The organism is Mycolicibacter terrae, from assembly GCF_010727125.1.
GTDB lineage: Bacteria > Actinomycetota > Actinomycetes > Mycobacteriales > Mycobacteriaceae > Mycobacterium > Mycobacterium terrae.
Map to the genome: position 1 here is coordinate 4,245,759 of NZ_AP022564.1, position 24,191 is coordinate 4,269,949.

The following is a 24,191-nucleotide window of genomic DNA, read 5'->3' on the forward strand; positions in this document are numbered from 1 at the left end:
CCGCCGTCAGCTGATCGCCGGGACCGGTGTTATCGCCGGCGCCCCGCCGGGCTCGCGATCTGCGGGGAGGGCGGTCTGCACCGTGGCGGCGATCTCGTCCTCCAGCCGTCGCACCAAGGTCTCGTCGCACCGGTAGCCGCAGAAGCCCAGCCAGTTGGCCAGCATCCGGTGCCCGCCTTCGGTGAGGATGGACTCCGGATGGAACTGCACCCCGTGGATGGGCAGCTCGGTGTGCCGCACCCCCATGATCACCCCGCCGCGGGTACGCGCCGTGACCTCCAGGGCGGCGGGCAGCGTTTCGGGCAGGATCGTCAACGAGTGGTACCGAGTGGCGGTGAAGGGATCCGGCAGACCCTTGAGCACCCCGGTGTCGGTGTGAAAGACGGTGCTGGTCTTACCGTGCAGCAGCTCCGGCGCCCGGTCCACGGTGCCGCCGAACGCGACGCCGATCGCCTGATGGCCCAGGCACACTCCCAGCACCGGGATGCGCGCCTCGGCGCACGCGCCGACCAGGGCGATCGATGCCCCGGCGCGTTCCGGGGTGCCCGGCCCGGGGCTGAGCAGCACCCCGTCGAAGTCGGCCACCACTGTGTCCAGGGCGGCCGGGTCGGCCAGGCGGGCGTCGTCGTTGCGCCAGACGGCAGCCTCGACGCCCAGCTGGCCCAGGTACTGCACCAGGTTGAACACGAAGCTGTCGTAGTTGTCGACGACGAGAATCCGCACGCTCACAGGCTACCGCCGCGGCCCGCGGGCCTCAGTAGTCGACCGGGCCGGCCGGGACGGCGTAGCGCATCCGGGCGGGCCCGGGCGACTCGACCACCTCCAGGCCGGTGCTGACCTGTTCGCTGTAGCCCAGGCCGAACCGGATCACGTATTGCTTGTACAACGTGACCAGGGGAGCGGCGGCCAGCGCGGCCTGCATCGCGGCCGGGTCGCCGATCGCGGTGATGACATAGGGCGGGCTATAGGTCCGGCCGCCCAGCAACAGGGTATTGCCGACGCACCGCGGCGCCGACTCGGCGGTGATCCGCTGGTCCTGCATCTGGACCGCTTCGGCGCCGGCGCTCCACACCGCATTGAGCACCGCGGAGATGTCCTGCTGGTGCACCACCAGATCATCGGGGGAAGCATCCCGGGGGAACCGGCCGTTGGCGTCGCGCTGGGCATCGGTGAGGGTCACCACCAGACCCGGCCCGTATACCGCATCCAGGCCGGCGGCCTCGGCCATCTGGTCGGCCCGGTTGCGCATCGCCGACAGCGCCGCGCCGGCCCCCCGACCGTGCACCGATCCCACGGCGGCGGCCAGCGCGTCACGTTTGCCGGTGAGCTCCTCCACGGCGGATTGGGTGGCGCGAACCAGGTCGACCAGGCGGGGCGCGTCGCCGCGGCGGATCTCCTTACCGCCGGAGACGCCGTGGGTGGCCGCCAAGAGCAGCCCGGCGAGCAGACACACCAGGGGTACGCCTACGCGCCATGGTGAGCGGCGCCGGCCGGGGGACGCGACCTCCATCGGCTCTCCAATTCTCGGCTGGTTGGCCGGCTGGGTTAATCTCGTACCGACCCATACTCGCAGCTTCACCGCCGCACTGTCCCGAGGTACTGATGCCCAAGTCGAAGGTTCGCAAGAAGACCAGCTTCACCCCCTCGGCGGTCAGCCGTACCCCGGTCAAGGTCAAGGGCGGGCCGTCGAGCATGTGGTTCGTCGCGCTGTTTCTGGGACTGATGCTCTTCGGGCTGGTGTGGCTGATGGTGTATCAGCTGGCGGCCACCGGGCTGGACACCCCGGCGGCGCTGAACTGGATGAGCGAGCTGGGCCCGTGGAACTACGCGATCGCGTTTGCTTTCATGATCGTCGGGTTGTTGCTCACGATGCGCTGGCATTGAGCCGCTCTGCCCTCGGATTTCAGTTATGTCGCGTCGTCGGCGATGCCAGCTGGGAGACCAAGCGATTGCCCAATCACAACGATGTGATTCATCCCCATTGTGGACAACCCCTGTAGATAACTGCAAAACCCCAGGTCGCATTGACTGAGTATCGGCGCCAGCAAACACAGTGGTCGCCTCCTGCGGGCGGAATCGCTGGTTGCGCGCTTGTCGGCGCAGTGTTAGCTATCAGTGCTGTGACGCTCGCCACAGACCTGCCCGGACGTGTTCTGGCCGGTATTGCCGGAGTCGGCCTGATGGTGTTTGCCGGTTTCTCCTGGCGGTCCCGGCCCAAGCTGGCGCTGACCGCCCAGGGCCTGGCCGTGCGCGACTGGCGGCGCACCCGGCTGCTGGCTCCCGGCAGCCTCACCCGGGTCCGCGTCACCGAGTTCCAGCGGATCGGACGCACGCACCGGTTACTGGAGATCGAGACCGCCGACGACGCGCTGCTGATCCTGTCCCGGTGGGATCTCGGAACCGATCCCCGCGACGTGTTCGATGCCCTGGCAGCGGCCGGTTACACCGGCCGCGCACAGGGTTGACCTCGAGGCGCTAGGAGACCGTCACCGACTCGATGACGACGGGCTCGGTGGGCCGGTCGGAGCGGTCGGTCGCGGTGGTGGCGATGGCGTCCACGACGCGCTGCGACTCCGGGTCGACGACCTCACCGAAAATGGTGTGCTTGCGGTTGAGGTGCGGGGTCTGGCCGACCGTGATGAAGAACTGCGAACCGTTGGTGCCGGGGCCGGCGTTGGCCATCGCCAGCAGGTAGGGCTTGTCGAAGACCAGCTCGGGGTGGAACTCGTCCTCGAACTTGTACCCGGGGCCGCCGCGGCCGGTGCCGGTCGGGTCACCGCCCTGGATCATGAAGCCGCCGATCACCCGGTGGAACACCGCGCCGTCGTAGAACGGGCCGGACGAGCCGCCGGAGGCGTTGGTGGTCGAGTACTCCTTGGTGCCCTGCGCCAGCCCGACGAAGTTGCCGACGGTCTTGGGGGCGTGGTTGCCGAACAGCGCGATCTTGATGTCGCCGCGGTTGGTGTGCAGCGTGGCGGTTGCGGTGGCGATGGGGCTGGTGGTCATGGGATCACAGTGTGCCATTCGCGGCGGGGTGCGCTGCGTCACGGGTAGCGTTGCGACCATGCGCCTGTCGACCCAGAACCAGCTGACTCACCGAGAACGCCTGACCCGGGGCCTGGCACACACCGCGGGCGGGCCGGTCGACGTGGCGCGCGGCGCCGTCGGGCTGAGCGGGGCCGCGGTGCAGCGCGGCGCCGTGGAACTGCGCCGGCGCTACCGGGAGAGCCGGCTGGCCGACCACGTGGCCGAGGCCGCCGAGGCGGCCGCGCGGGAGTTGGCCGCCGCCGGAGAGGTGGTGTCCGCGCTGCCGGACGTCCTGGCCTACGGCGAGCCGCGACGCCGCCGGATTCGCCGTTCCTGGGTGATCGCCGGGGCCGCCGGCGCGGCGTTGGCGGTGGGCGCAGTGGCGGTGGTGCTGATCCGCCGTTCTGGCCGGCCGGAGGAATCCTCGCCGCGGCCGCCCAGCGTGGAGGCGCAGCACAAGGTCTGACAAGCTTGTGGAGCCTAGGAGATTCGAACTCCTGACATCTGCCTTGCAAAGGCAGCGCTCTACCAACTGAGCTAAGGCCCCTGATCGGGACTCGTGGGCCTAGGAGGACTCGAACCTCCGACCTCTTCGTTATCAGCGAAGCGCTCTAACCGCCTGAGCTATAGGCCCGTAGTCGACTACGACCGAGCGCCGAGATTACCGCACCCGAGGCCCCCCGGCCAAAATGGCCCGAGCTGCCGGTCAGTCCCGGTCGGCCAGGGTTACCTCGACACCGCCGACCACGTCGGTGCTGAGGTTGTAGATCACTACGCCGAGGGTGGCCATCGCGGTCAGCACGACGACGTTCACCAGCCCGATCAGGGCGGCACCGCCGAAGATCGAACTGCCCGAAACCAGCTCCGCGGCACTGTTGTTGGTCAACAGGTCCCCAACGTTGCTGTTCAGCTTGCTCCAGACGCCCATCGCGCCCAGCAGGACGTAGAGCACGGCGACGGCGATCATCCAGACGAAGAACAGCGCCGTCGACAACAGCAGCGACACCTTCAGCGCGCTCCACGGGTCGATCCGCCGGATCTGCATGCTGGCCCGCACCGGACCACGCGGTCCGGACGAGACCTGCATGCGCCGGGCTGCCGGACGCCGCTGGGCCGGTTCGGACAGGTCCGGCAGCTCACTGCCGTAGCCGTCCTCGGACGGCGCGGGCGGGGCCGGCTTGGCCGGTTGCGGAGCCGGCTTGACCTGTTGCTTGACCTGCTGCTGGACCGCCGGCTTGGCGGGCTGGGCGGGCTGGGCCGGTGCCGGCGCCGGCGCCGGCTGCGGGGCGCCGGGTGCCGCGGTGCCCGAGACGAAGCGGCGAAGCCGCTCGTCCACCCCGGGGGAGTGGCCAGCCGTGTTGGGTTCGGCGGGGCGCGCCGGTTCGGCGGGCCGCGCCGCCGCGGGCTGTCTGGTCTGGCTCCCGCGTTGCCAGGGCGGCGCCTCCCCGGTCTCGGTGATCCGGCCGGGGCGGCCCGTGGGCCGCTGACCGGCCGCGTCGGCCGAACCGCTGCCCGGGGTCTCGGCCTTACCCGGGCCGTTCCCCGGGTGCCCCGGCTCCTTCGGTGCGCTCACCCACGGCTCCTTCGCTGTGTCTCCGAGCCGCCCGGCGGCTGGTTTCTCGTCGGGTTCAGCTACTCGACTCGTCGTCGGCCGGCTCTTCGTCGGCGTTCCGCGCGATCGCTATCAGTGTGTCGCCCTCACCCAAGTTCATCAACCGCACCCCCTTGGTCTGGCGTCCGGCCTTGCGGACCTGCCGCGCCGCGGTGCGGATCACGCCGCCGCCGGAGGTGATGGCATAGATCTCGCTGTCGTCGTCGACGATCAGCGCCCCGACCAACCGCCCGCGGCGTTTGTCGTACTGGACGGTCAGGATGCCCTTGCCGCCGCGGCCCTGCACCGTGTATTCCTCGATCGCGGTGCGCTTGGCATAACCGCCGGCGGTGGCCACCAGCAGATACGTATCCTCCCGGACCACGTTCAGCGACAGCAGGTAGTCCTCGGCGTTGAACCTCATGCCTTGAACGCCCGACGTCGCGCGGCCCATCGGGCGCAACGCCTCGTCGGTCGCCGAGAACCGGATGGACTGGCCGAGGGCCGACACCAGCAGCAGATCATCGTCGGCCGAACACAACATGGCGCCGACCAACTCGTCCCCGTCGCGCAGGTTGATCGCGACGATCCCGCCGGAGCGGTTGGAGTCGAAGTCGGTCAGCCGGGATTTCTTCACCAGCCCGTTGCGGGTGGCCAGCACCAGATACGGCGCGTCCTCGTAACTCTTGATCTGGATGACCTGGGCGATGCGTTCCTCGGGCTGGAAGGCCAGCAGGTTGGCGACGTGCTGGCCGCGTGCGGTGCGTAACGCCTCCGGCAGGTCGTAGGCCTTGGCCCGGTACACCCGGCCCTGCGTGGTGAAGAACAGGATCCAGTCGTGCGTCGAGCAGACGAAGAAGTGCGCCACGATGTCGTCCTGCTTGAGGCCGGCGCCCTGCACGCCCTTGCCGCCGCGCTTCTGGCTGCGGTACAGGTCGGTCTTGGTGCGCTTGGCGTAGCCGGTCTCGGTGATCGTGACGACAACGTCCTCGCGGGCGATCAGGTCCTCGTCGCTGACCTCGCCGTCGGCGGCGATGATCCGGGTCCGCCGGTCGTCGCCGTACTTGTCGGCGATCTCGGCGAGCTCGTCGCGCACGATCGCGCGCTGGCGTTCCGGCTTGGCCAGGATGTCTTCCAGGTCGGCGATCTCGGCCTCGATCTTGGCCAGGTCGTCGATGATCTTCTGGCGTTCCAGTGCGGCCAGCCGGCGCAGCTGCATGTCCAGAATCGCTTGCGCCTGAATCTCATCGATGTCGAGCAACTCGATCAGGCCCTGGCGTGCCACGTCGACGGTCTCCGAGGCCCGGATCAGCGCGATGACCTCGTCGAGGGCGTCGAGGGCCTTGACCAGACCGCGCAGGATGTGCGCCCGCTCGTTGGCCTTGCGCAGCCGGTAGGTGGTGCGCCGCACGATGACGTCGAGCTGGTGCGCGACGTAGTGGCGGATCATCTGGTCCAGCCGCAGCGTGCGTGGCACCCCGTCGACGATGGACAGCATGTTGGCGCCGAAGCTGGTCTGCAGTTGGGTGTGCTTGTAGAGGTTGTTCAGCACCACCTTGGCCACCGCGTCGCGCTTGATCTCCACGACGATGCGCAGGCCCACCCGATCGCTGCTCTGGTCCTCGATGTTGGCGATACCCACCAACTTTCCGTCGCGCACCTGCTCGGCGACCGACGTGATGAAGTTGTCGTGGTTCACCTGATACGGCAGCTCGGTGATGACCAGCAGCGACCGCCCGCGCGCGTCCTCCTCGATCTCGACGACGCCGCGCATCCGGATGGACCCGCGTCCGGTCCGGTAGGCGTCGTTGATGCCCTGCGATCCGACGACCAGGCCGGAGGTGGGGAAGTCCGGGCCCTTGACCCGCTCCATCATCGCTTCCAGGGTCGCCTCTTCGTCGGCCTCGTAGTTCTCCAGGCACCAGAAGACGGCTTCGGCCAGTTCGCGCAGGTTGTGCGGCGGGATGTTGGTCGCCATGCCGACCGCGATGCCGCCGGAGCCGTTGGCCAGCAGGTTCGGGAACCGGCTGGGCAGCACCGTCGGCTCCTGCACCCGACCGTCGTAGTTCGGAACGAAATCGACTGTCTCCTCGTCGATTTCGCGAAGCATCTCCATGGCCAGCGGGGTCAGCCGGGCCTCGGTGTAACGCATGGCGGCCGCTGGGTCGTTACCAGGCGAACCGAAGTTGCCCTGGCCGTCGACCAGGGGATAGCGCAGCGACCACGGCTGGGCCATCCGCACCAGGGTGTCGTAGATCGAGGAGTCGCCGTGGGGGTGGTAGTTGCCCATCGTTTCGGCAACCGAGCGTGCTGATTTCGCGTGGCTGCGGTCCGGCCGGAACCCCGAGTCGTACATCGCATAGAGGACCCGCCGGTGCACCGGCTTGAGACCGTCACGCACCTCGGGCAGTGCGCGCCCCACGATGACGCTCATCGCGTAGTCGATGTAGCTGCGCTGCATCTCGTGCTGGATGTCGACCGGCTCGATCCGGTCTACCGAGTCGTCTCCGGGCGGCAGCGTGGTGTCTGTCATCTGTTCCTCGTCCTAGTCAGCGGTCGGGCGGCTCTGATGTCGCTAAACATCCAGGAAGCGAACATCTTTGGCGTTGCGTGTGATGAAACTGCGCCGCGCCTCGACGTCCTCGCCCATCAGGATCGAGAACAACTCATCCGCCGCGGCGGCGTCGTCGAGGGTGATCTGCCGTAGCACCCGCACACTGGGGTCCATCGTGGTCTCCCACAACTCCTTGGCGTCCATCTCGCCAAGACCCTTGTACCGCTGGATGCCGTCGTCCATGTTGATCTTCTTACCGGCGGCCCGGCCCGCTTCGAGCAGACCGTCACGTTCGCGGTCGGAGTAGGCGAATTCGGCTTCGTTTCCGCGCTGCCACTTCAGTTTGTACAGCGGTGGCTGCGCCAGGAAGACGTGGCCGTGTTCAATCAGCGGCCTCATGAAACGGAATAGCAGGGTCAGCAGCAGCGTGGAGATGTGCTGACCGTCGACGTCGGCGTCGGCCATCAGCACGATCTTGTGATAGCGCAGCTTGGCGAGGTCGAACTCGTCGTGGATCCCGGTGCCCAGCGCGGTGATGATCGCCTGGACCTCGTTGTTCTTCAGCACCCGGTCGATCCGGGCCTTCTCGACGTTGATGATCTTGCCGCGCAACGGCAGGATCGCCTGGAACATCGAGTCGCGGCCGCTCTTGGCCGAGCCGCCGGCTGAATCCCCTTCCACCACATACAGTTCGCACTTGCTCGGATCGTTGGAGCGGCAGTCGGCCAACTTGCCGGGCAGCCCGCCCAGATCGGTTGCGCTCTTACGGCGCACCAGTTCTCGGGCCTTCCGCGCCGCCATTCGGGCCTGTGCCGAGGACACCGCCTTGTTGATGATCGTCTTGGCTTCGGCCGGGTTGGCTTCGAACCAGTGGCTGAGCTGTTCGTTGCAGACCTTCTGTACGAACGATTTCACCTCGGTGTTGCCCAGTTTGGTCTTGGTCTGGCCCTCGAACTGCGGCTGGGACACTTTCACCGAGATGACGGCCGCCAGCCCCTCGCGGATGTCGTCGCCGGTGAGATTCGGGTCCTTGTCCTTGAGCAGCTTCTTGTCTTTGGCGTACTTGTTCACCACGCTGGTCAGCGCCGAGCGGAACCCCTCTTCGTGGGTGCCGCCCTCGGCGGTGTTGATGGTGTTGGCGAAGGTGTGCACCGACTCCGAATAACCGCCGTTCCACTGCATGGCGATCTCGACCTCGTGGCCGGTTCCCTTGCCGTCGAAGTCGATGATGGTCGGGTGGATCGCGGTCTTGGTGCGGTTGATGTGCTGCACGAAGTCACGCAGGCCACCCGGATAGTGGAAGACACGGTGTTTGACCTTGTGCGGCGCCTGGGCTTCGGCCGCCTGGTCCTCGGCGGATTTGGGCGCTTCGGCGGTGTCGCTGACCACCTCGTCGACGACCTCTTCGGTGCGCACCCGCTCGTCGGTGAGCTCGATGGTCAGGCCCTTGTTGAGGAAGGCCATCTCCTGCAGGCGCCGCGCGACGGTTTCGAAGTCGTAGTTGGTGGTCTCGAAGACGTCCGGGTCGGCCCAGAATCGAATGGTGGTGCCGGACTTGTTGCTCTTGCCGCCCTTCTTCAGGGTGCCGGGCACGGATTTGTCGTAGGTCTGGAACCACTCGTAGCCGTCCCGGAAGATGTCGGCTTCCAGCCGGGTGGACAGCGCGTTGACCACCGAGACGCCGACGCCGTGCAGACCGCCGGAGACGCTGTAGGCGCCTTCCTCGAACTTTCCGCCGGCGTGTAGCACGGTCATGACGACATCGACGGTGGGGACGCCGGTGGAGTGCGTGTCCACCGGGATCCCGCGCCCGTCGTCGATGACCTCCACGCCGCCGTCCTCGAGGATGCGCACCTCCACCTTGCTGGCGAAGCCGGCCATCGCCTCATCGACGGCGTTGTCGACGACCTCCCAGATCAGGTGGTGTAGCCCGCGTTCACCGGTGGAGCCGATGTACATACCGGGTCTTTTACGGACGGCTTCGAGGCCTTCGAGAACCTTGATCGAATCGGCACCATATTTGTTTTGGGCAGCCACGGTCGGGGAGCTCTCCTCAGGGTCACAAGCAAGCAGTCGGCGCACCACATCACGGGATGCGCGGGGGATACCGCAACAGTCTACCGTGAGGAACCGACGGCGGGCATTTTCTCGGGGCGTTTCCACCCATCTGATTGACCCGTGGCGCGGATATCGCGGTCAACCATGTGTCCGGCCGCTGGCCGGAGCAATTTTCGGGCTCGTAGCGCCGCTGAGGCGCGGGTCACCCGGCTACCCGCGGGTCCCGGTCGAAATCAGCCGTAGGTGTCTCGGGGCCCACGCCCCGAGACGTGCAGCGGCCCCTTGCGCCAGGACGGCGCGGTCGGACCGGTGATCCTCAGCGTCGTCACCACCCCCTCGCCGACCGCGGCGGCGATTTTCGCCAGCAACTGAGCCTGCACCAGCCGCAGTTGGGTGGCCCACGCCGTCGATTCCGCCGACACGCTCAAGACTCCCTCGGCGAGCCTGGTCGGTGTGGCGTGCGAAGCGATGTCCTCCCCGACGACCGCGCGCCATCGACCCAGAACGGTGCCCTCGGCGACCTGCGCCGACCACCCCCGCGCCTGCGCGAGGTCGCTGGTCGCGGCGCCCAGGGGCTGAGGGTCGCGGCGGTCGGGTCCCGGCCCGGACCAGGCGCGCCGGCCGGTGCCGCTGCCCGGCGTTCGGCGCCGCAGCGGCGCCCGCCGGCCCTGCCCGACGTCTTTGCCCTGGCTGCGCGCCGCCTCGCGTGCCTCGGCCAAGGTCCGCCGGACCAGATCCATGCCGGCCAGGTGCGCCGACGGTTCGACATCGGAATCGCTCATTGGCCACCCCCGATCAGTTCCGACACCCTGCCGTCGTCGCCCTCGGTCACCGCGATGCGGACCTGGCGGGCCTGCCAATCCGCCGGCACGTCCTCGGCGACCGCGGCGGTGATCAGCACCTGTTCCGCGGAGGCCGCGACGTCGGCGAGCGCGCGTCGGCGAGCGCTGTCCAACTCGGCGAACACATCATCGAGCAAAAGCACCGGCTCCGCGCCTTCACTGCGCAGCAGTTGATACGCCGCCAATCGCAGTGCCAACGCCATCGACCACGATTCCCCGTGGCTGGCAAACCCTTTCACCGGACGGTCGCCGAGCCGCAGTTCCAACTCGTCACGGTGCGGGCCGACCAGACAGACCCCGCGTTCCAGTTCGGCCCGCCGACGGCGCGCCAATTCCGCCAGGAGCACCTCCTGTAGTTGGGCCGGGCCTTCGTTGACGTCCTCGGGAGGAATCTCCAATTTGGGCCGGTAGGCCACCGCTGCGTTCCTGGTGCCGGGCGCAAGCAGTTGGTAGGCCTTCTCCACCTCGGGTGCCAATTGATTGACCAGATCGATCCGCGCGGCCATCAGATCCGCGCCGTGCGCCGCCAATTGGGCGTCCCAGACGTCGAGGGTGTCCAACACCGACCGGTCACCGCGGTGCAGCGCGCCCGGCGCACTCTTCAGCAACGCCGTGCGCTGCCGCAACACCTTGTCGTAGTCGGCGCGCACCGCGGCGACGCGTGGCCGGCGCACACTGGCGAGTTCGTCGAGGTAGCGGCGGCGCTCGCCGGGGTCACCGCGGACCAGCGCCAAGTCTTCCGGGGCGAACAACACCGCACGCAGCACCCCGACGACCTCGCGGGCGTGCCGCACCGGAGATCGGTTCAGCCGGACTTTGTTGGCGCGTCCCGCCGCGATCTCCAGGTCGACTGCCAGTTCGCGGCCCTCGTTGACGACGATCGTGGACACCACCGCACGCTCGGCGCCCGATCTGATCAGCGGGGCGTCGGTGGCCACCCGATGCGAACCCAGGGTTGACGAATACCACAGGGCCTCAACAAGGTTGGTCTTACCGTAGCCGTTGGGGCCGACCATCACCGTGGCGCCCGGTTCCAGTTCGAGGTCGACGTGCGCCCAGGACCGGAAATCGCGCAGGCCCAGGTGGCGGACATACACCGCGAAACCACCCCTCCCGTCGTGGCGGGCCGAGCCGGTCAGCCAGGCAGGCGGACCGGCATCAACAGGTAGACGTAATCCGAGGGTACGGCCGGGAACGGGCCGGCGCCGCTCAGCACCGGGTCGTCGTCACCGGCCGGTCGCAGCACAGCGGGCTTCTTGGGATCGGTAAACCCCATCGAAACCTTCTCGCTGTGCAACGAGCCCAGGCCGTCGGTCAGATACGTCGGGTTGAACGCGATGGTCAGCGGCTCGCCGACGAAGTCCACCGCCAGATCCTCCTCGGCCCGGCCGACATCCTCCGCGCCGGCGGACAACCGCAGGGTTCCCTCGGACAACTCCATGCGCACCTGAGCACCCCGATCGGCGACCAGGGCGACACGTTTGATGGCCTCGGTCAGCTCCGCCACACCGATGGTGGCGACCGCAAGATGCTCACTGGGCAGCAATTGGCGGAATTTCGGGAATTCGGCGTCCAACAGCCGGGTGGTGCTGCGTTTGCCTCCGCTGGTGATCCCCAGCAGGCCTTCGCTGCCGACCGCCGGTCCCGCGCCCAGCGCCAGGTGGACCTCGGTCCCGTCGCCGCCGGCCTTGGCGGCTTCGGCGAGCGTTTTGGCCGGCACCAGCACGGCGGCTTCGGTGCCCGGCGCGGACGACCAGGTCAATTCACGTACTGCCAGCCGAAAACGATCGGTGGCCGCCAAAACCACTGTATTGCCGGATATTTCGACCCGGATTCCGGTCAACATCGGCAATGTGTCATCCCGGCCGGCGGCCACCGCGACCTGGCTGATCGCCTCGGCGAACAAGTCTGCGGGCAACACGCCGGTCTCGTCGGGCAGCGTCGGTAGCGTCGGGTAGTCCTCGACCGTCATGGTCGGCAACGAGAACCGGGAGTTACCGCACGTCAACGACGCCCGGGTTGCCTCCACCTGGACCTCGACCGGCTTGGCGGGAAGCGCCCGGGTGATATCCGACAGCAGCCGTCCGGACACCAAAACACTTCCCGGAGAAGCGATCTCGGCAGCGAGCTGAACCTCGGCGGAAACCTCGTAATCGAACCCGGAGACCGTCAGCCCGTTGTCGGAACCGGTCAGCAGCACCCCGGCCAGCAATGGCACGGTGGGACGGGCCGGCAAGGATTTCGCGACCCACGCCACCGCATCGGCGAAGTCGTCCCGGTCCAAGCGGAATCTCAAGTCGGTCAGACCCGCGTTTGTGGTCGCCGCGTCCATAGCGTCCTCTCGTCACCCCGATATCGAGCTCTACCCCGCGGCGACCGGTGAACATCCCCCACCTGCGGCCGTGCAACGCCCTCCGACAAAGCGCAGGGCGGTAGGTCACCAACCGTAGAGCCTCGAAGCCCGTCTTGAAAGTTAATCGACGACAACCGTGGGGCCGCACCGACCCTGCGGGAAGCGGAAGCCCGGGGGTTGTGAACAGCCCCCTGCGACGGGAATCCCCAACGGCCTGCTTTTAGAGAGAATCGATGAAGGGATCTCAGTATTAGTAATAAGTCCTGTGCATGGTGGGCACAGTGGTGCATCGGCGCTGTTGAGCGGGGGCAGGGGGTTGGGGAGCAACGGTGAGTAACACGCCGGGGCGGGCTGGGTCGGCTGTGTATGGAACGGCCGCTGTGTATCCCTGGCCGGTTCGTCATCGGTTCATGGACAGGTTGTCCGCAGCGGTATCCACAGGCGGTGGGCGCAACAGGTGATGCGAGTGTGTCGGAAGTTTTTTGCAAGATTGTCGCGCCGGGCACGCGGTGGTCAGCGCTTGGCGCGTTGCCGGATCCGGGTGGTGAGCTCTTTGACCTGATCGAAGACCTCGCGACGTTCGGCCATCTCGCCACGGATTTTGCGTTCGGCGTACATCACCGTGGTGTGATCGCGGCCGAAGGCCTGGCCGATCTTGGGGAGCGACAGGTCGGTCAGCTCGCGACACAGGTACATGGCGATCTGGCGGGACTGGGCCAGCGGGCGGGTCTTGCCCGGGCCGCGGAGTTCCTCGACGCTGGTGTCGAAGTATTCGGCGATGACCGCCATGATGATCGCCGCGCTGATCTGCATCGTGCTGGCATCGGCGATCAGGTCACGCAGGACGATCTCGGCCAGTGACCGGTCGATCGGGGTCTTGTTGAGCGAGGCGAAGGCCGTGACCCGGATCAACGCGCCCTCGAGTTCACGGATGTTGCGTTCGATGCTGGTGGCGATCAACTCCAACACGTCGCCGGGCACGTCGAGACGCTCCATCTGCGCCTTCTTGCGCAGAATCGCGATCCGGGTCTCCAGGTCAGGCGGCTGGACGTCGGTGATCAGACCCCACTCGAACCGGGTCCGCAGTCGATCTTCCAGTGTGGCAAGTTGTTTGGGCGCCCGATCGGAGGTGATCACGATCTGCTTGTTGGCGTTGTGCAGGGTGTTGAAGGTATGGAAGAACTCCTCCTGGATACCTTCTTTGCCCTCGATGAACTGGATGTCGTCGACCAGCAGGACATCGATGTCGCGGTAGCTGCGCTTGAACGCGACCTTGCGGTCGTCGCGCAGCGAGTTGATGAAGTCGTTGGTGAACTCTTCGGTGGAGACGTACTTGACGCGCATCCCGGGGAAGAGCCGTTGGGTGTAGTTGCCGGCCGCGTGCAGCAGGTGGGTTTTACCCAGACCGGACTCACCCCAGATGAACAGGGGGTTGTATGCGCGGGCTGGCGCCTCGGCGATGGCCAGGGCGGCGGCGTGGGCGAACCGGTTGGAGGTACCGATGACGAACGTGTCGAAGGTGTAGCGCCGGTTGAGGCTGGCGCCGTCGGCGGTCGCCGAATCGTCACTGGGGCGCTCGGTGAAGTAATTGGGCCAGTCGTATTCCACGTCGGGGGTGTCGTCTTCGTCGTCTTCGTCCTCGCCCGCGCGGGCCGGGGCCGGGTTATCGGACGAGGCGGATCCGTCGTCGGCGGGCGCGGGGGCGATGCGCACCCCGAGTTCGATGTCGTGTCCGAGGCGCCGGCTGAGGGCAGCGGTGATCTGGGTGCGCAGGTGCCGTTCGATCTCGTTCTGGACGAAGCTGCTCGGGACCGCGAGCAGCGCGAAGCCTTCGACTATCGCCAGCGGGTGTACCAGGTTGAGCCAGGCCTTCTGCTGGGGTGTCAGGACCGCAGCTGACGCGTCGGGGGCGGGGGCTTCGCCGTTGAGTTCTGCGACCACCTCGTCCCACAGGGTGAGGAATGCCGACGCGGAGTCATCGGTCAATGACTCATCCCCCTGGCTCGAAGTCGTGATGCACGGATCTCGTGCGGTGACATGCTATCCACACAGTTATCCACAGGTGTGGATGAGGTGCGTGTACCCCGGTGAGGCCCTCCGGGCCAGTTGCTCGGCAACGGCCACTCCAGACAGTCCGGCGATACCTGAAGCGCAGGCCGCTTCGTCCTCTTCGATTACGGCCGGGATCCGCTCCAGTCGCGAAACGGCGCTGGCAAGCAAGTTAACAGGTTTCCGGGCGGGCGACTACTCCTTTCACCGAGATGAATCGAGTAAAAATAGGCGCCACCGGAACGTCCGTGGCGGGTGTGACCAGTGTGAATGATGGGCCGCTTCCCGACGCGGTCCGGACCGGCCCGGCAGGGCACCGCCGGCAGGGACAGTGCCAGGGTTTGACCCGGCGAACCTGCATCAGTACCCTCGAACAGTCGCCCGAACGTCGGCGATACGGCAGCGACCGGCTCTCGGCCGGAGACCGCGCCGGTTACCAGCAAGACGCAGAAGTTCACCGAGCTTACCGAGTGCGTCGCGTGCGGCAGGCACAACGGTGTTCCGGTGTGTCGGGCAGACGCGACGCAAGACGCAACAAGGAGAGTGTGCCGTGGCCAAGGGCAAGCGGACCTTCCAGCCCAACAACCGACGTCGGGCCCGGGTGCACGGGTTTCGCCTGCGGATGCGTACGCGCGCTGGCCGCGCCATCGTCTCGGGCCGGCGTCGCAAGGGCCGTCGCTCGCTGACTGCTTGAGCACAGGCAGCACCGCGGTGCTCCCGGCTCAGTTCCGGATGAGACGCTCGGCGGATTTCGGTGCGACGGTCAGACAGGGCCGAAGGGCGGTTCAGCCCGATGTCATCGTCTATAGCCGAACGAGCTGTGACCGGCGAACCGACACCTTCGACGAATGCGCGCCGCCGCAAGTCGGCCTGATCATCGCCAAGTCGGTGGGTTCGGCTGTCGAACGGCACCAGGTCGCCCGTCGTCTGCGCCACGTGGCCCGCGAGATGCTCGGGGATCTGGGGTCGGGCGAACAGGTGGTGATCCGGGCACGGCCCGGCAGTAGCGCTGCGAAGTCGGATGCGCTGCGGGAACAGTTGCGTTCCGGGTTGTGGTCGGTGCACCGATCCGGGGGTGCGGCGCGGTGACCCACGGTGTTGCGGCGGCGCCGGTTCGAGGGTTGATCTTCGTCATTCAGCTCTATCGGCACATGGTCTCGCCGCTGCGATTGCCCAGTTGCCGCTTCATGCCGACGTGCAGCCAATACGCGGTGGATGCCTTGAGCGAGTATGGACTGATCCGGGGCGGATGGCTGGCAGCCGTGCGCCTGGCAAAGTGTGGGCCGTGGCATCAAGGCGGCTGGGACCCGATACCGGAGCGGTCCCGGGGCGGCGCTGGATGCGACTGTCCGTCCGGGAACGCCTCGGACAACCGAGCGGAGGATGAACGACGTGGCCTTTGATCCCCGGAGTCTGGACTACGTGTACTACCCGGTGTCGGGCATTATGTGGTTGTGGTACAAGGCATTTGGCCTTCTACTCGGCCCGGCGAGCTTCTTCACCTGGGCCTTGTCGGTGACGTTTTTGGTATTCACACTGCGTGCCCTGCTCTACAAGCCCTTCGTCAAGCAGATCCGGACCACCCGGCAGATGCAGGAACTGCAGCCGCAGATCAAGGCGCTGCAGAAGAAGTACGGCAAAGACCGTCAACGCATGGCACTCGAGATGCAGAAGCTGCAGCGCGAACACGGCTTCAACCCGATCCTGGGGTGCTTGCCGATGCTGGCGCAGATCCCGGTGTTCCTGGGCCTGTTCCATGTGCTGCGTTCGTTCAACCGCACCAGCACCGGGATCGGTCAGCTGGGGCTCTCGCCGGACCTGAACCGGCAGCTGGGTAACTACTTCTTCAGCGCCACCGACGTGGGCAACTTCTTGGACGCCAACCTCTTGGGTGCTCCGCTGGGCGCGACGATGATCCAACGGACCGGGTTGGATGCCTTCGCCGAGTTCAACCGGGTGTCGGTGATCGCGGTCGGCGTTCCCATCATGATCGCGGCCGGCATCGCGACCTACTTCAACAGTCGGGCCTCGGTGGCACGGCAGAGTCCGGAAGCGGCGGCCAACCCGCAGACCGCGATGATGAACAAGCTGGCGCTGTACGTGTTCCCGCTGGGCGTGGTCGTCGGCGGACCGTTCCTGCCCCTGGCGATCATCTTGTACTGGTTCTCCAACAACATCTGGACGTTCGCGCAGCAGCACTACGTCTTCGGCCTGATCGCCAAGGAGGACGAGGCGAAGAAGGAGGAGGCACTGCGCCGACGAGCGGCCAACGCCCCGGCGCCCGGCGCCAAGCCCAAGCGGGCCGGCCGCACGGCCACGGCGGAGGCCGACACCTCGGCCACCGATGAAACCGAGGCGCCGCTCGCCGATTCGGCCGAGCCTGAAGCGAGCCAGCCGGCGAAGGCCGATGCGGCCAAACGGAGCCCGGGTCGGCCCGCGCCCCGGGGCGGCCGCCCCGGCGCCGGCGCGAAGCCGAAGAAACGCAAGCGGTGACTTACCGCGACAAGCCAACCGGCGCGTGAGCCGCCGGGCACGGAGGGAGACGATATGACCGACACGACCGACATGAACGACGCAGAGACCACCGAGAGCGAGGCCGTGGACTCTGCTGAGGAGATGGAGGCGGAGGGGGCCGCGCCCGCCGCGGCACCCGCGCCCGACCTCGAAGAGCGACTGGTCGCCGAGGGGGAGATCGCCGGCGATTATCTGGAGGAGTTGCTCGACCTGTTGGACTTCGATGGCGACATCGATCTCGACGTCGAGGGCCGGCGGGCGATCGTCAGCATCGACGGCGGCAACGACCTCACCAAGCTGGTGGGCCGCAAGGGCGAGGTGCTCGACGCGTTGCAGGAACTGACGCGGTTGGCGGTGCACCAGAAGACCGGCGAGCGCAGCCGGCTGATGCTGGACATTGCCGGGTGGCGACGCCGGCGCCGCGACGACCTGACCGCGCTGGGCGACGAGGTGGCCCGCCGGGTGCTGGAGAGCGGGACCGACGAGGAACTGGCTCCGATGAGCCCGTTCGAACGTAAGATCGTCCACGATGCGGTGGCTGCCGTCGCCGGTGTGTACAGCGAGAGTCAGGGCGTCGAGCCATCGCGCCGCGTCGTGGTTCGGCGGGACTGACGGGATTCACCGCGAGGAATTACATCCGCGTAATTCCCCACCGCGGCCCCGTGCCCGGGAAGCCGGAGGAATGTTTCACGTGAAACATGTCGAGGGAGCACCGGCGCCCGCGCCGCCACGGGCCGCAGCCGACGTCTTCGGCGACCAGCTCGCGACCGCTCGACGCTATGCGGAACTCTTGGCCGGGCCCGGTGTGGAGCGTGGCCTCCTGGGGCCCCGGGAAGTCGACCGGCTCTGGGAACGGCACCTACTCAACTGCGCGGCGGTCGGTGAGCTGCTCGACCCGGGAGAGCGGGTTGCCGATATCGGCAGCGGCGCCGGGCTGCCGGGGATACCGTTGGCCATCGCCCGGCCGGATCTGCACCTGGTGCTCGTGGAGCCGTTGCTTCGACGCAGCGCGTTTCTCCGCGAAGCGGTCGACGAACTCGGGCTCGACCATCTGACGGTGGTCCGCGGCCGTGCCGAAGACCGGGCGGTGCGCGACGAGGTCGGGGAGTGTGACGCCGTCGTGTCCCGGGCGGTGGCCAGCCTGGACAAGATCAGCCGGTGGAGCCTGCCGCTGCTCCGGACCGGCGGGCGGATGTTGGCGATGAAGGGCGAGCGGGCACAGGCCGAGGTGGATGAGCACCGCAATGTGATGATCGGACTAGGCGCGAACGACGTGAGGGTGGTGAGATGTGGCGTGGACTATTTAACCCCGCCCGCGACCGTGGTGAGGGCACTGCGGGCGGAGCCCAAGACGGCGCGGGCGCGCCGCTCGGCGGGCCCGGTGCGACGGCCCACCGGGAGGCCGACATGAGCAGATCAGTCGGCCCCGCGTCACCGGCGTCAGCCAAGCACGCCGATCGGCAACCCGGCGCGGTTTCACGTGAAACATCGGCAGTCCCGGTTTCACGTGAAACATCGTCGGAGTTCGACACCCCGATCGGCGCGGCGGCCGAACGCGCCATGCAGGTGCTCCACACCCACAACCGCCTACCGCGCCCGAAACGGCGCCGGGTGTTCACCGTGGCCAACCAGAAGGGCGGGGTGGGCAAGACCACCACGGCCGTCAACCTCGCAGCCGCGCTGGCGGTGCAGGGGATCAAGACCCTGGTGATCGACCTGGATCCCCAGGGCAACGCCAGCACCGCGCTCGGTATCGCCGATCGCCAATCCGGCACCCCGTCGTCGTACGAGGTGTTGATCGGGGAGATGCCGGTCCAGGCCGCGCTCCGCCAGAGTCCGCATAACGAGCGACTGTTCTGCATCCCGGCCACCATCGACTTGGCCGGTGCCGAGATCGAGTTGGTGAGCATGGTGGCGCGGGAGAACCGGCTGCGAAATGCGCTGGCCGAACTCGACGGCTCCGACTTCGACTACGTCTTCATCGACTGCCCGCCGTCACTTGGCCTGCTCACGGTGAACGCGTTGGTCGCGGCGCCGGAGGTGATGATCCCGATCCAGTGCGAGTACTACGCGCTGGAAGGCGTGTCCCAGTTGATGCGCAACATCGAGATGGTGAAAGCTCACCTCAACCCGCGCCTGGAGGTGACCACCGTGCTGCTGACGATGTACGACGGGCGCACCAAGCTTGCCGACCAAGTCGCCGACGAGGTCCGGCGGTACTTCGGTGACCGCGTTCTCCGGACGGTGATCCCGCGCAGCGTCAAAGTGTCGGAGGCACCGGGTTACAGCATGACGATCATCGACTACGACCCGGGGTCGCGCGGAGCGATGAGCTACTTGGACGCCAGCCGTGAACTCGTCGAACGGGACGCGGCCGGTGCGCAGGAGGGGCGGCGCTGATGTCCACCGTTAACAAGAAGGAACGTAAATGACCGGACCGTCGCGCAGGAAGGGCGGCTTGGGCCGCGGCCTGGCATCGCTGATCCCGACCGGGCCCGGCGAGGGAGCCGAGTCCACCGCGGAGCGCGGAGCCGGCATGGGCCCGCGGATGGGTGACGCCGCGGCCGATGTCGTGCTGGGCCGGGGGAGCGCCGGCCCGGTTGCTCCTGCCGCCGACGTGGGGGCGGTCTACCGGGAGATCAGCCCGGCCGCGATCGAGCCCAACCCCCGCCAGCCCCGCCAGGTCTTCGACGACGAGGCGCTGGCCGAGTTGGTGCACTCGATCCGGGAGTTCGGGTTGATGCAGCCGATCGTGGTGCGGGAACTGCCGGGGGCGGCGCCCGGCGCCCCGCGCTACCAGTTGGTGATGGGGGAGCGCCGCTGGCGGGCCTCTCAGCAGGCGGGCCTGGAGACCATCCCGGCGATCGTCCGGGAGACCGACGACGACAATCTGCTGCGCGACGCTCTGCTGGAGAACATCCATCGGGTACAGCTCAACCCGTTGGAAGAGGCGGCGGCCTACCAACAACTGCTCGACGAGTTCGGGGTGACCCACGACGAGTTGGCCACCCGCATCGGCCGGTCCCGGCCGCTGGTGACCAACATGATCCGGTTGCTGCGGCTGCCGATCGCGGTTCAGCGCAGGGTGGCTGCCGGGGTCTTGTCGGCCGGCCATGCTCGCGCCCTGCTGTCGCTGGAGGGCGGCACCGAGGCGCAGGAGGAGCTGGCGGCGCGGATCGTCGCGGAGGGGTTGTCGGTCCGCGCGACCGAGGAGGCGGTCACCCTGGCCAACCGCGGTGACACCTCAACGCCCGTGGCTCCCCGGCGCAAGCCGATCCAGATGCCCGGGCTCCAGGACGTCGCGGAGCGGCTGTCGACCGCCTTCGACACCCGCGTCACGGTGAGTGTCGGCAAGCGCAAAGGCAAGATTGTGGTCGAATTCGGGTCCGTCGACGACTTGCAGCGCATCGTCGCGCTGATGGACTCCACAACGGCCTGACACCGGTGCAGCGCCACGACCTATGACCGGCGGTAATTACGTCACTGTGACGGTAGAGCGTCTCCCCGGTCACGATAGATGCGAAACATGCTGACCGACAACGATTTTCGCATTTCGGGGGAACCGGAGCGCCGGCCGGCGCCGATGGTGGCATCCGGCGGCTCAACCCTCTTATCCTTAAGGGGCCGTCGCCGGCGGCAGCACGGGTTGAGACGACCGGGAGTTCAGTGTCTGTCCGAATCGCACCGCTGAAGCTCGAGTGCTTCGATCAGCTTCCCAAGCACGCACGTCGGTGCGTCTTCTGGGAGGTGGATCCGGCGACCCTCGGCCGCGACGATCACCTCTCGGATCCGGAGTTCGAGAAGGAAGCCTGGCTGTCGATGGTGATGCTGGAATGGGGATGCTGCGGCCAGGTCGCCACCCCGTCGGCTCCCGGCATCGGGGATTCGCCGTGCCTGGGCTATGTGCTCTACGCTCCGCCGCGAGCGGTCCCGCGGGCGCGCCTGTTCCCGACGGCACCGGTGTCCGCCGACGCGGTGCTGCTGACGTCGATGGGCGTCGAACCGGCTCCGATGGCCGACGGCTTGCCGCGGGAATTGATCGCCAGTGCGGTCGAGGAACTGGTCCGCCGTGGAGTCCGGGCGCTGGAGGCCTTCGGGAGGACCGCGGCGATCGGGGAGTTGCTGGACCCGGGCAAGGTGCCGCCGGAGGTCGCACCGGTGCTCGACGCCGTCGGCGACTGCTCGGTGGAGCACTGCATCATCGGAGCTGACTTCTTGACCGACGTCGGGTTCACCGTGGTGGCACCGCACCGGTACTTTCCCCGGCTGCGCCTGGAGCTCGACAAGGGCCTGGGCTGGAAGGCGGAGGTGGAGGCGGCGCTGGAGCGGCTGCTGGAGAGCCCGCAGCTCGAGCAGCCGGTCGGGGCGGGCGCCTCGGCGGCTTCGGCGTCAGCGGACGGTGGGCAGGAACCTCGGATGATCCGGCGGTCCAGCGTCGAGCCTTGCTAACCGCTGGGTTGGATGCGGCGGTTCAGCGTCGGCTCTCCTTCGTCGAGCCTTGCTAACCGCCGCCGAGCCGGCCGGTGCGTTCGACAGACAGCTCATGAGCGAGCAATTCGGCGAACGTGAACGTGCCGGTGGGCCGGTCGTTCTTGCCGAGCAGGTAAAGCCGCTTAACCGCGGCCAGCATCCCCTCGGCGATGGCGTCGCGGGTGGCGGGGTAGATCAGCATCCCGCGATCACGTGGGCTGGTGATGTAGCCGACATCGACCTCGACGGTGGGCATTCGGGTCAGGCGCAGCAGATCCCAGGTCCGGCCGTGGGCGCGGCAGTCCTGTAATCCGGTGCGGGCCACGATTTCTCGTTGAATGAAGTCGGCGAGGTTACGGCCGATGGTGGACACCGACCCGTGGGAGTTGCCGAAGTGAAATGACGCCACCCCGTTAGCGGCCGGGCTGGTGTGGGTCGCGCAGCGCAGGCTGATCATCAGGTCGGCGCCGACGGCATTCGCGGTGGCGGCGCGTTCGGCATCCGACGGGCTGCGGCCGTTCGGACGGGACAGGAACGTCTCCATCCCAATCGCCGTCATCCGGCCTTCAAGACGACTTGCCAAGTCCCACAAGATGTCTGCTTCACTGATCGGGCCCGACGGCGTCTGGGTGATCAGCCCGTGGTCACTGCCGCCACGGCCCGGATCGATGACTATCCGCTTGCCGGACAACCGGGGTCCCGAGCGACGCACCAACTCTTCTTCGCGGATCGCGTGCGGTGAACCGCCGGTCACCCGCGAGGCCAGGAAGTTCAAGGAACGCAACGTCTCCGGCCCGCAGATGCCGTCGGCGTACAGACCGTACTCACGTTGGTAGGACATCAGCGCATTGTGGGTCTGGATGCCGAAGTAGCCGTCGACCATTCCGGTGTAGAAACCCAGATCCTGCAGGCGGGCTTGCAAAGTCGCCACGTCATCGCCGTACATCGGTGCGCCGAACTGGTGATTGAGGATCCGCGCGCCCAGCCGGTAGGACGCCTCTTTGAGCGCCCGGTAGGTGGCCTCACCGATGATGCCGTCGACGAGCAGTCCGCGCTGCTGCTGGAAGGCACGCACGGCCTGGTCCAGGTCGTCGTCGAACACATCCAGCGCGACATGTTTGCCGGTGGTCAGATCGGCGTCCGGGCTGTCCACCAGGCCCAACGCGGCCAGCGCCGCACGGATCTCGATGACGGCACCGCTGCGGTCGCCACGGCGCAGCGCGTCGTCTGCGCCACGGTGCCGACCCGACATCACTGAGCCCTCCGGTCGTCGCTGCTGGCAGCGAAAACATCGCTGGCGGTCGCCAGCAGATTAGGCAGCATTGTCTCAGACGCGGGCCGATTTTCTGAAAACGACGAGGCCAGAAAGTTGCGTGCCGGAGTCGGCCGACGCGCCCGCCAACCGGCGGCTAGCTGACGTCCGAGAGCTCGCGCAGCAGCGCCGCCTTGCCCTTGGCGCCGACGATCCGCTTGACCGGCTGACCGTCCTTGAACAAGATCAGCGTCGGGATCGAGACCACACTGAACTCGCGCGCGGTCTCGGGGTTGGCGTCCACGTCGAGCTTGGCGACGGTGAGTTGGCCGGCCTGCTCGGCGGCGATCTCCTCGAGCACCGGGGCCACCATCTTGCAGGGGCCGCACCAGGTTGCCCAGAAGTCCACCAGCACCGGCTTACTGCTGGCCAGTACGTCGGCGGCGAAGGTGGCGTCGGAGACGGTCACCGTGTTGTGGTCGGTCGTGTCAGTCACTGGGGTGCTCCCATCAAGGTTTCGGTAACGGTGTCCTGCGAGGCGTCGGCTGTGTCTGCCAGCCAGCGCTCGGCGTCGATGGCGGCCGTACAGCCGGTGCCGGCCGCGGTGATCGCCTGGCGGTAGGTCCGGTCCACCAGGTCACCGGCGGCGAACACCCCCTCCAAGGAGGTGCGCGAGCTGGGCTGCTGGACCAGCACGTAGCCGTCGGGGTCGACCTGGACCGCTCCGCGCACCAGTTCCGAGCGCGGGTCGTGGCCGATCGCGACGAACACCCCGGTCACCGGCAGTGTGGTCTCGGCGCCGGTCACGGTGTCGCGTACCCGCAGTCCGGTCACCGTGTCCTGCCCCTCCACCGCGACCGGGACGGCGTTGGTCAGGAACCGGATCTTGTCGTTCTCGCGCGCCCGGTTGAGCATGATCTTCGAGGCGCGGAACTCCTCGCGGCGGTGCACCAGGGTCACGCTGCGGGCGAACCGGGTCAAGAAGGTGGCCTCCTCCATCGCGGAGTCGCCGCCGCCGATGACGGCGATGTCCTGGTCTCGGAAGAAGAATCCGTCGCAGGTGGCGCACGAGCTCACGCCGCGGCCGAGCAGTTCCTGCTCGCCGGGGATGTTCAGGTAGCGGGCGGCGGCGCCCATGGCCAGGATGACCGCCCGCGCCCGGTGCGTCTCGCCTTCGGCAGTGACGACGGACTTGACCGGGCCGTCGAGGTCCACCGATTCGACGTCTTCCAGGCGCAGGTCGGCGCCGAAGCGCAGCGCCTGCTCACGCATCTCGTCCATCAGGTCGGGCCCGTTGATGCCGTTGCGGAAACCGGGGTAGTTCTCCACCTCGGTGGTGGTCATCAGCGCCCCGCCGAACGAGGTCCCCTCGAACACCAGCGGGGCCAGTTGCGCACGCGCGGCGTAGATCGCAGCGGTGTAACCGGCGGGGCCGGAACCAATGATGATCACATCGTGGACGGTCGGTGTCTCAGGCATCG

24 protein-coding genes, 2 tRNA genes and 1 pseudogene are annotated in these 24,191 nt (G+C 67.6%); 12 read left to right on the forward strand and 15 right to left on the reverse strand.

Annotation, left to right across the window (positions count from 1 at the left end):
• Window positions 1–6: 6 nt before the first annotated feature.
• Both G6N23_RS20090 and G6N23_RS20095 read right to left on the reverse strand, forming a co-directional pair.
• The gene (locus tag G6N23_RS20090; protein ID WP_085258886.1) at window positions 7–723 is read right to left on the reverse strand and encodes an aminodeoxychorismate/anthranilate synthase component II; all 717 of its coding nucleotides are present in this window, start codon (window positions 721–723) and stop codon (window positions 7–9) included.
• A 31-nt stretch (window positions 724–754) separates the two neighbouring features.
• Window positions 755–1,510 carry a DUF881 domain-containing protein gene (locus tag G6N23_RS20095; protein WP_085258861.1) on the reverse strand — a complete coding sequence of 252 codons (756 nt, stop codon included), beginning with the start codon at window positions 1,508–1,510 and terminating at the stop codon, window positions 755–757.
• A 92-nt stretch (window positions 1,511–1,602) separates the two neighbouring features.
• On the opposite strand from G6N23_RS20095, the gene crgA reads away from it, so the two are divergent.
• Together crgA and G6N23_RS20105 are read left to right on the forward strand one after the other, a co-directional pair.
• On the forward strand, window positions 1,603–1,884 hold the full coding sequence (crgA, locus tag G6N23_RS20100) for a cell division protein CrgA (RefSeq protein ID WP_085258862.1): 282 nt from the start codon (window positions 1,603–1,605) through the stop codon (window positions 1,882–1,884).
• A gap of 236 nt (window positions 1,885–2,120) precedes the next feature.
• On the forward strand, window positions 2,121–2,465 hold the full coding sequence (locus G6N23_RS20105; protein ID WP_234808448.1) for a PH domain-containing protein: 345 nt from the start codon (window positions 2,121–2,123) through the stop codon (window positions 2,463–2,465).
• A gap of 10 nt (window positions 2,466–2,475) precedes the next feature.
• Here G6N23_RS20105 and G6N23_RS20110 read toward each other — a convergent pair whose 3' ends face one another.
• On the reverse strand, window positions 2,476–3,024 hold the full coding sequence (locus G6N23_RS20110) for a peptidylprolyl isomerase (RefSeq protein ID WP_095174099.1): 549 nt from the start codon (window positions 3,022–3,024) through the stop codon (window positions 2,476–2,478).
• A gap of 40 nt (window positions 3,025–3,064) precedes the next feature.
• Here G6N23_RS20110 and cwsA point away from each other — a divergent pair, with 40 nt between their 5' ends.
• Window positions 3,065–3,493 (forward strand): cell wall synthesis protein CwsA, encoded by a 429-nt coding sequence (gene cwsA / locus G6N23_RS20115; RefSeq protein ID WP_085258887.1) that lies wholly within the window; start codon window positions 3,065–3,067, stop codon window positions 3,491–3,493.
• 8 nt (window positions 3,494–3,501) lie between these two features.
• Here the strand turns inward: cwsA and G6N23_RS20120 are convergent.
• The 9 genes from G6N23_RS20120 to dnaA form a co-directional block, all read right to left on the reverse strand.
• Window positions 3,502–3,574, reverse strand: a tRNA-Ala gene (locus G6N23_RS20120).
• Window positions 3,575–3,587: 13 nt separating this feature from the next.
• Window positions 3,588–3,661: transfer RNA gene (locus tag G6N23_RS20125), tRNA-Ile, on the reverse strand.
• 72 nt (window positions 3,662–3,733) lie between these two features.
• Window positions 3,734–4,600 carry a DUF3566 domain-containing protein gene (locus tag G6N23_RS20130; RefSeq protein ID WP_085258865.1) on the reverse strand — a complete coding sequence of 289 codons (867 nt, stop codon included), beginning with the start codon at window positions 4,598–4,600 and terminating at the stop codon, window positions 3,734–3,736.
• A gap of 55 nt (window positions 4,601–4,655) precedes the next feature.
• Complete coding sequence (gene gyrA / locus G6N23_RS20135) at window positions 4,656–7,151, reverse strand: DNA gyrase subunit A (protein WP_085258866.1); 2,496 nt, start codon at window positions 7,149–7,151, stop codon at window positions 4,656–4,658.
• A gap of 42 nt (window positions 7,152–7,193) precedes the next feature.
• Window positions 7,194–9,209 carry a DNA topoisomerase (ATP-hydrolyzing) subunit B gene (gene gyrB / locus G6N23_RS20140; protein ID WP_085258867.1) on the reverse strand — a complete coding sequence of 672 codons (2,016 nt, stop codon included), beginning with the start codon at window positions 9,207–9,209 and terminating at the stop codon, window positions 7,194–7,196.
• Window positions 9,210–9,463: 254 nt separating this feature from the next.
• Window positions 9,464–10,012: a DUF721 family protein gene (locus G6N23_RS20145; protein WP_085258868.1), complete on the reverse strand. Its 549-nt coding sequence runs from the start codon at window positions 10,010–10,012 to the stop codon at window positions 9,464–9,466.
• Window positions 10,009–11,169, reverse strand: a complete 1,161-nt coding sequence (gene recF, locus G6N23_RS20150) for a DNA replication/repair protein RecF (RefSeq protein WP_085258869.1) — start codon at window positions 11,167–11,169, stop codon at window positions 10,009–10,011. Before recF ends, G6N23_RS20145 begins: the two co-directional genes overlap by 4 nt.
• A 38-nt stretch (window positions 11,170–11,207) precedes the next feature.
• On the reverse strand, window positions 11,208–12,404 hold the full coding sequence (dnaN, locus tag G6N23_RS20155) for a DNA polymerase III subunit beta (RefSeq protein WP_085258870.1): 1,197 nt from the start codon (window positions 12,402–12,404) through the stop codon (window positions 11,208–11,210).
• Window positions 12,405–12,938: 534 nt separating this feature from the next.
• On the reverse strand, window positions 12,939–14,411 hold the full coding sequence (dnaA, locus tag G6N23_RS20160; protein WP_085258871.1) for a chromosomal replication initiator protein DnaA: 1,473 nt from the start codon (window positions 14,409–14,411) through the stop codon (window positions 12,939–12,941).
• Between the two features lie 613 nt (window positions 14,412–15,024).
• Between dnaA and rpmH the strand changes: the two genes are divergently transcribed.
• The 9 genes and pseudogenes from rpmH to G6N23_RS20205 all read left to right on the forward strand — a co-directional run bounded on the left by rpmH (window position 15,025) and on the right by G6N23_RS20205 (window position 21,437).
• The gene (gene rpmH / locus G6N23_RS20165; RefSeq protein WP_019735309.1) at window positions 15,025–15,168 is read left to right on the forward strand and encodes a 50S ribosomal protein L34; all 144 of its coding nucleotides are present in this window, start codon (window positions 15,025–15,027) and stop codon (window positions 15,166–15,168) included.
• Between the two features lie 17 nt (window positions 15,169–15,185).
• Complete coding sequence (rnpA, locus tag G6N23_RS20170; protein ID WP_085258872.1) at window positions 15,186–15,563, forward strand: ribonuclease P protein component; 378 nt, start codon at window positions 15,186–15,188, stop codon at window positions 15,561–15,563.
• Window positions 15,542–15,877: a membrane protein insertion efficiency factor YidD gene (yidD, locus tag G6N23_RS20175; RefSeq protein WP_095174306.1), complete on the forward strand. Its 336-nt coding sequence runs from the start codon at window positions 15,542–15,544 to the stop codon at window positions 15,875–15,877. Before rnpA ends, yidD begins: the two co-directional genes overlap by 22 nt.
• Entirely contained in the window at window positions 15,858–16,967 is a 1,110-nt protein-coding gene (gene yidC / locus G6N23_RS20180; RefSeq protein ID WP_085258874.1) for a membrane protein insertase YidC, read from the forward strand. Before yidD ends, yidC begins: the two co-directional genes overlap by 20 nt.
• Before the next feature lie 72 nt (window positions 16,968–17,039).
• Window positions 17,040–17,600 (forward strand): Jag family protein, encoded by a 561-nt coding sequence (locus G6N23_RS20185; RefSeq protein WP_095174304.1) that lies wholly within the window; start codon window positions 17,040–17,042, stop codon window positions 17,598–17,600.
• Window positions 17,601–17,670: 70 nt separating this feature from the next.
• Window positions 17,671–18,390, forward strand: a pseudogene (gene rsmG / locus G6N23_RS20190) (16S rRNA (guanine(527)-N(7))-methyltransferase RsmG); the annotation flags it as partial.
• Window positions 18,276–19,388, forward strand: coding sequence for a ParA family protein (locus G6N23_RS20195; protein ID WP_372509017.1), 1,113 nt, complete (start codon window positions 18,276–18,278; stop codon window positions 19,386–19,388). The pseudogene rsmG and the gene G6N23_RS20195, both read left to right, overlap by 115 nt.
• Window positions 19,389–19,416: 28 nt before the next feature.
• Complete coding sequence (locus G6N23_RS20200; RefSeq protein WP_085258877.1) at window positions 19,417–20,427, forward strand: ParB/RepB/Spo0J family partition protein; 1,011 nt, start codon at window positions 19,417–19,419, stop codon at window positions 20,425–20,427.
• A 227-nt stretch (window positions 20,428–20,654) separates the two neighbouring features.
• A complete protein-coding gene (locus G6N23_RS20205; protein ID WP_085258878.1) occupies window positions 20,655–21,437 on the forward strand; it encodes an acetyltransferase in 783 nt (260 codons plus the stop codon).
• A gap of 52 nt (window positions 21,438–21,489) precedes the next feature.
• Here the strand turns inward: G6N23_RS20205 and G6N23_RS20210 are convergent, their stop codons facing one another.
• The 3 genes from G6N23_RS20210 to trxB form a co-directional block, all read right to left on the reverse strand.
• Window positions 21,490–22,710, reverse strand: a complete 1,221-nt coding sequence (locus G6N23_RS20210; RefSeq protein ID WP_085258879.1) for an N-acetylmuramoyl-L-alanine amidase — start codon at window positions 22,708–22,710, stop codon at window positions 21,490–21,492.
• 157 nt (window positions 22,711–22,867) lie between these two features.
• Window positions 22,868–23,206 carry a thioredoxin gene (trxA, locus tag G6N23_RS20215; protein ID WP_085258880.1) on the reverse strand — a complete coding sequence of 113 codons (339 nt, stop codon included), beginning with the start codon at window positions 23,204–23,206 and terminating at the stop codon, window positions 22,868–22,870.
• Window positions 23,203–24,189, reverse strand: a complete 987-nt coding sequence (gene trxB / locus G6N23_RS20220; protein WP_234808449.1) for a thioredoxin-disulfide reductase — start codon at window positions 24,187–24,189, stop codon at window positions 23,203–23,205. Before trxB ends, trxA begins: the two co-directional genes overlap by 4 nt.
• Window positions 24,190–24,191: the final 2 nt, after the last annotated feature.

Excerpts from the sequence above, each read along its gene's own strand:
- G6N23_RS20095 (WP_085258861.1), bottom strand. The coding sequence starts at position 1,510 with ATGGAGGTCGCGTCCCCCGGCCGGCGCCGCTCACCATGGCGCGTAGGC.
- crgA (WP_085258862.1), top strand. The coding sequence starts at position 1,603 with ATGCCCAAGTCGAAGGTTCGCAAGAAGACCAGCTTCACCCCCTCGGCG.
- G6N23_RS20110 (WP_095174099.1), bottom strand. The coding sequence starts at position 3,024 with ATGGCACACTGTGATCCCATGACCACCAGCCCCATCGCCACCGCAACC.
- cwsA (WP_085258887.1), top strand. The coding sequence starts at position 3,065 with ATGCGCCTGTCGACCCAGAACCAGCTGACTCACCGAGAACGCCTGACC.
- gyrA (WP_085258866.1), bottom strand. The coding sequence starts at position 7,151 with ATGACAGACACCACGCTGCCGCCCGGAGACGACTCGGTAGACCGGATC.
- G6N23_RS20145 (WP_085258868.1), bottom strand. The coding sequence starts at position 10,012 with ATGAGCGATTCCGATGTCGAACCGTCGGCGCACCTGGCCGGCATGGAT.
- dnaN (WP_085258870.1), bottom strand. The coding sequence starts at position 12,404 with ATGGACGCGGCGACCACAAACGCGGGTCTGACCGACTTGAGATTCCGC.
- yidC (WP_085258874.1), top strand. The coding sequence starts at position 15,858 with ATGAACGACGTGGCCTTTGATCCCCGGAGTCTGGACTACGTGTACTAC.
- G6N23_RS20185 (WP_095174304.1), top strand. The coding sequence starts at position 17,040 with ATGAACGACGCAGAGACCACCGAGAGCGAGGCCGTGGACTCTGCTGAG.
- G6N23_RS20195 (WP_372509017.1), top strand. The coding sequence starts at position 18,276 with ATGTGGCGTGGACTATTTAACCCCGCCCGCGACCGTGGTGAGGGCACT.
- G6N23_RS20200 (WP_085258877.1), top strand. The coding sequence starts at position 19,417 with ATGACCGGACCGTCGCGCAGGAAGGGCGGCTTGGGCCGCGGCCTGGCA.
- G6N23_RS20210 (WP_085258879.1), bottom strand. The coding sequence starts at position 22,710 with ATGTCGGGTCGGCACCGTGGCGCAGACGACGCGCTGCGCCGTGGCGAC.
- trxB (WP_234808449.1), bottom strand. The coding sequence starts at position 24,189 with ATGCCTGAGACACCGACCGTCCACGATGTGATCATCATTGGTTCCGGC.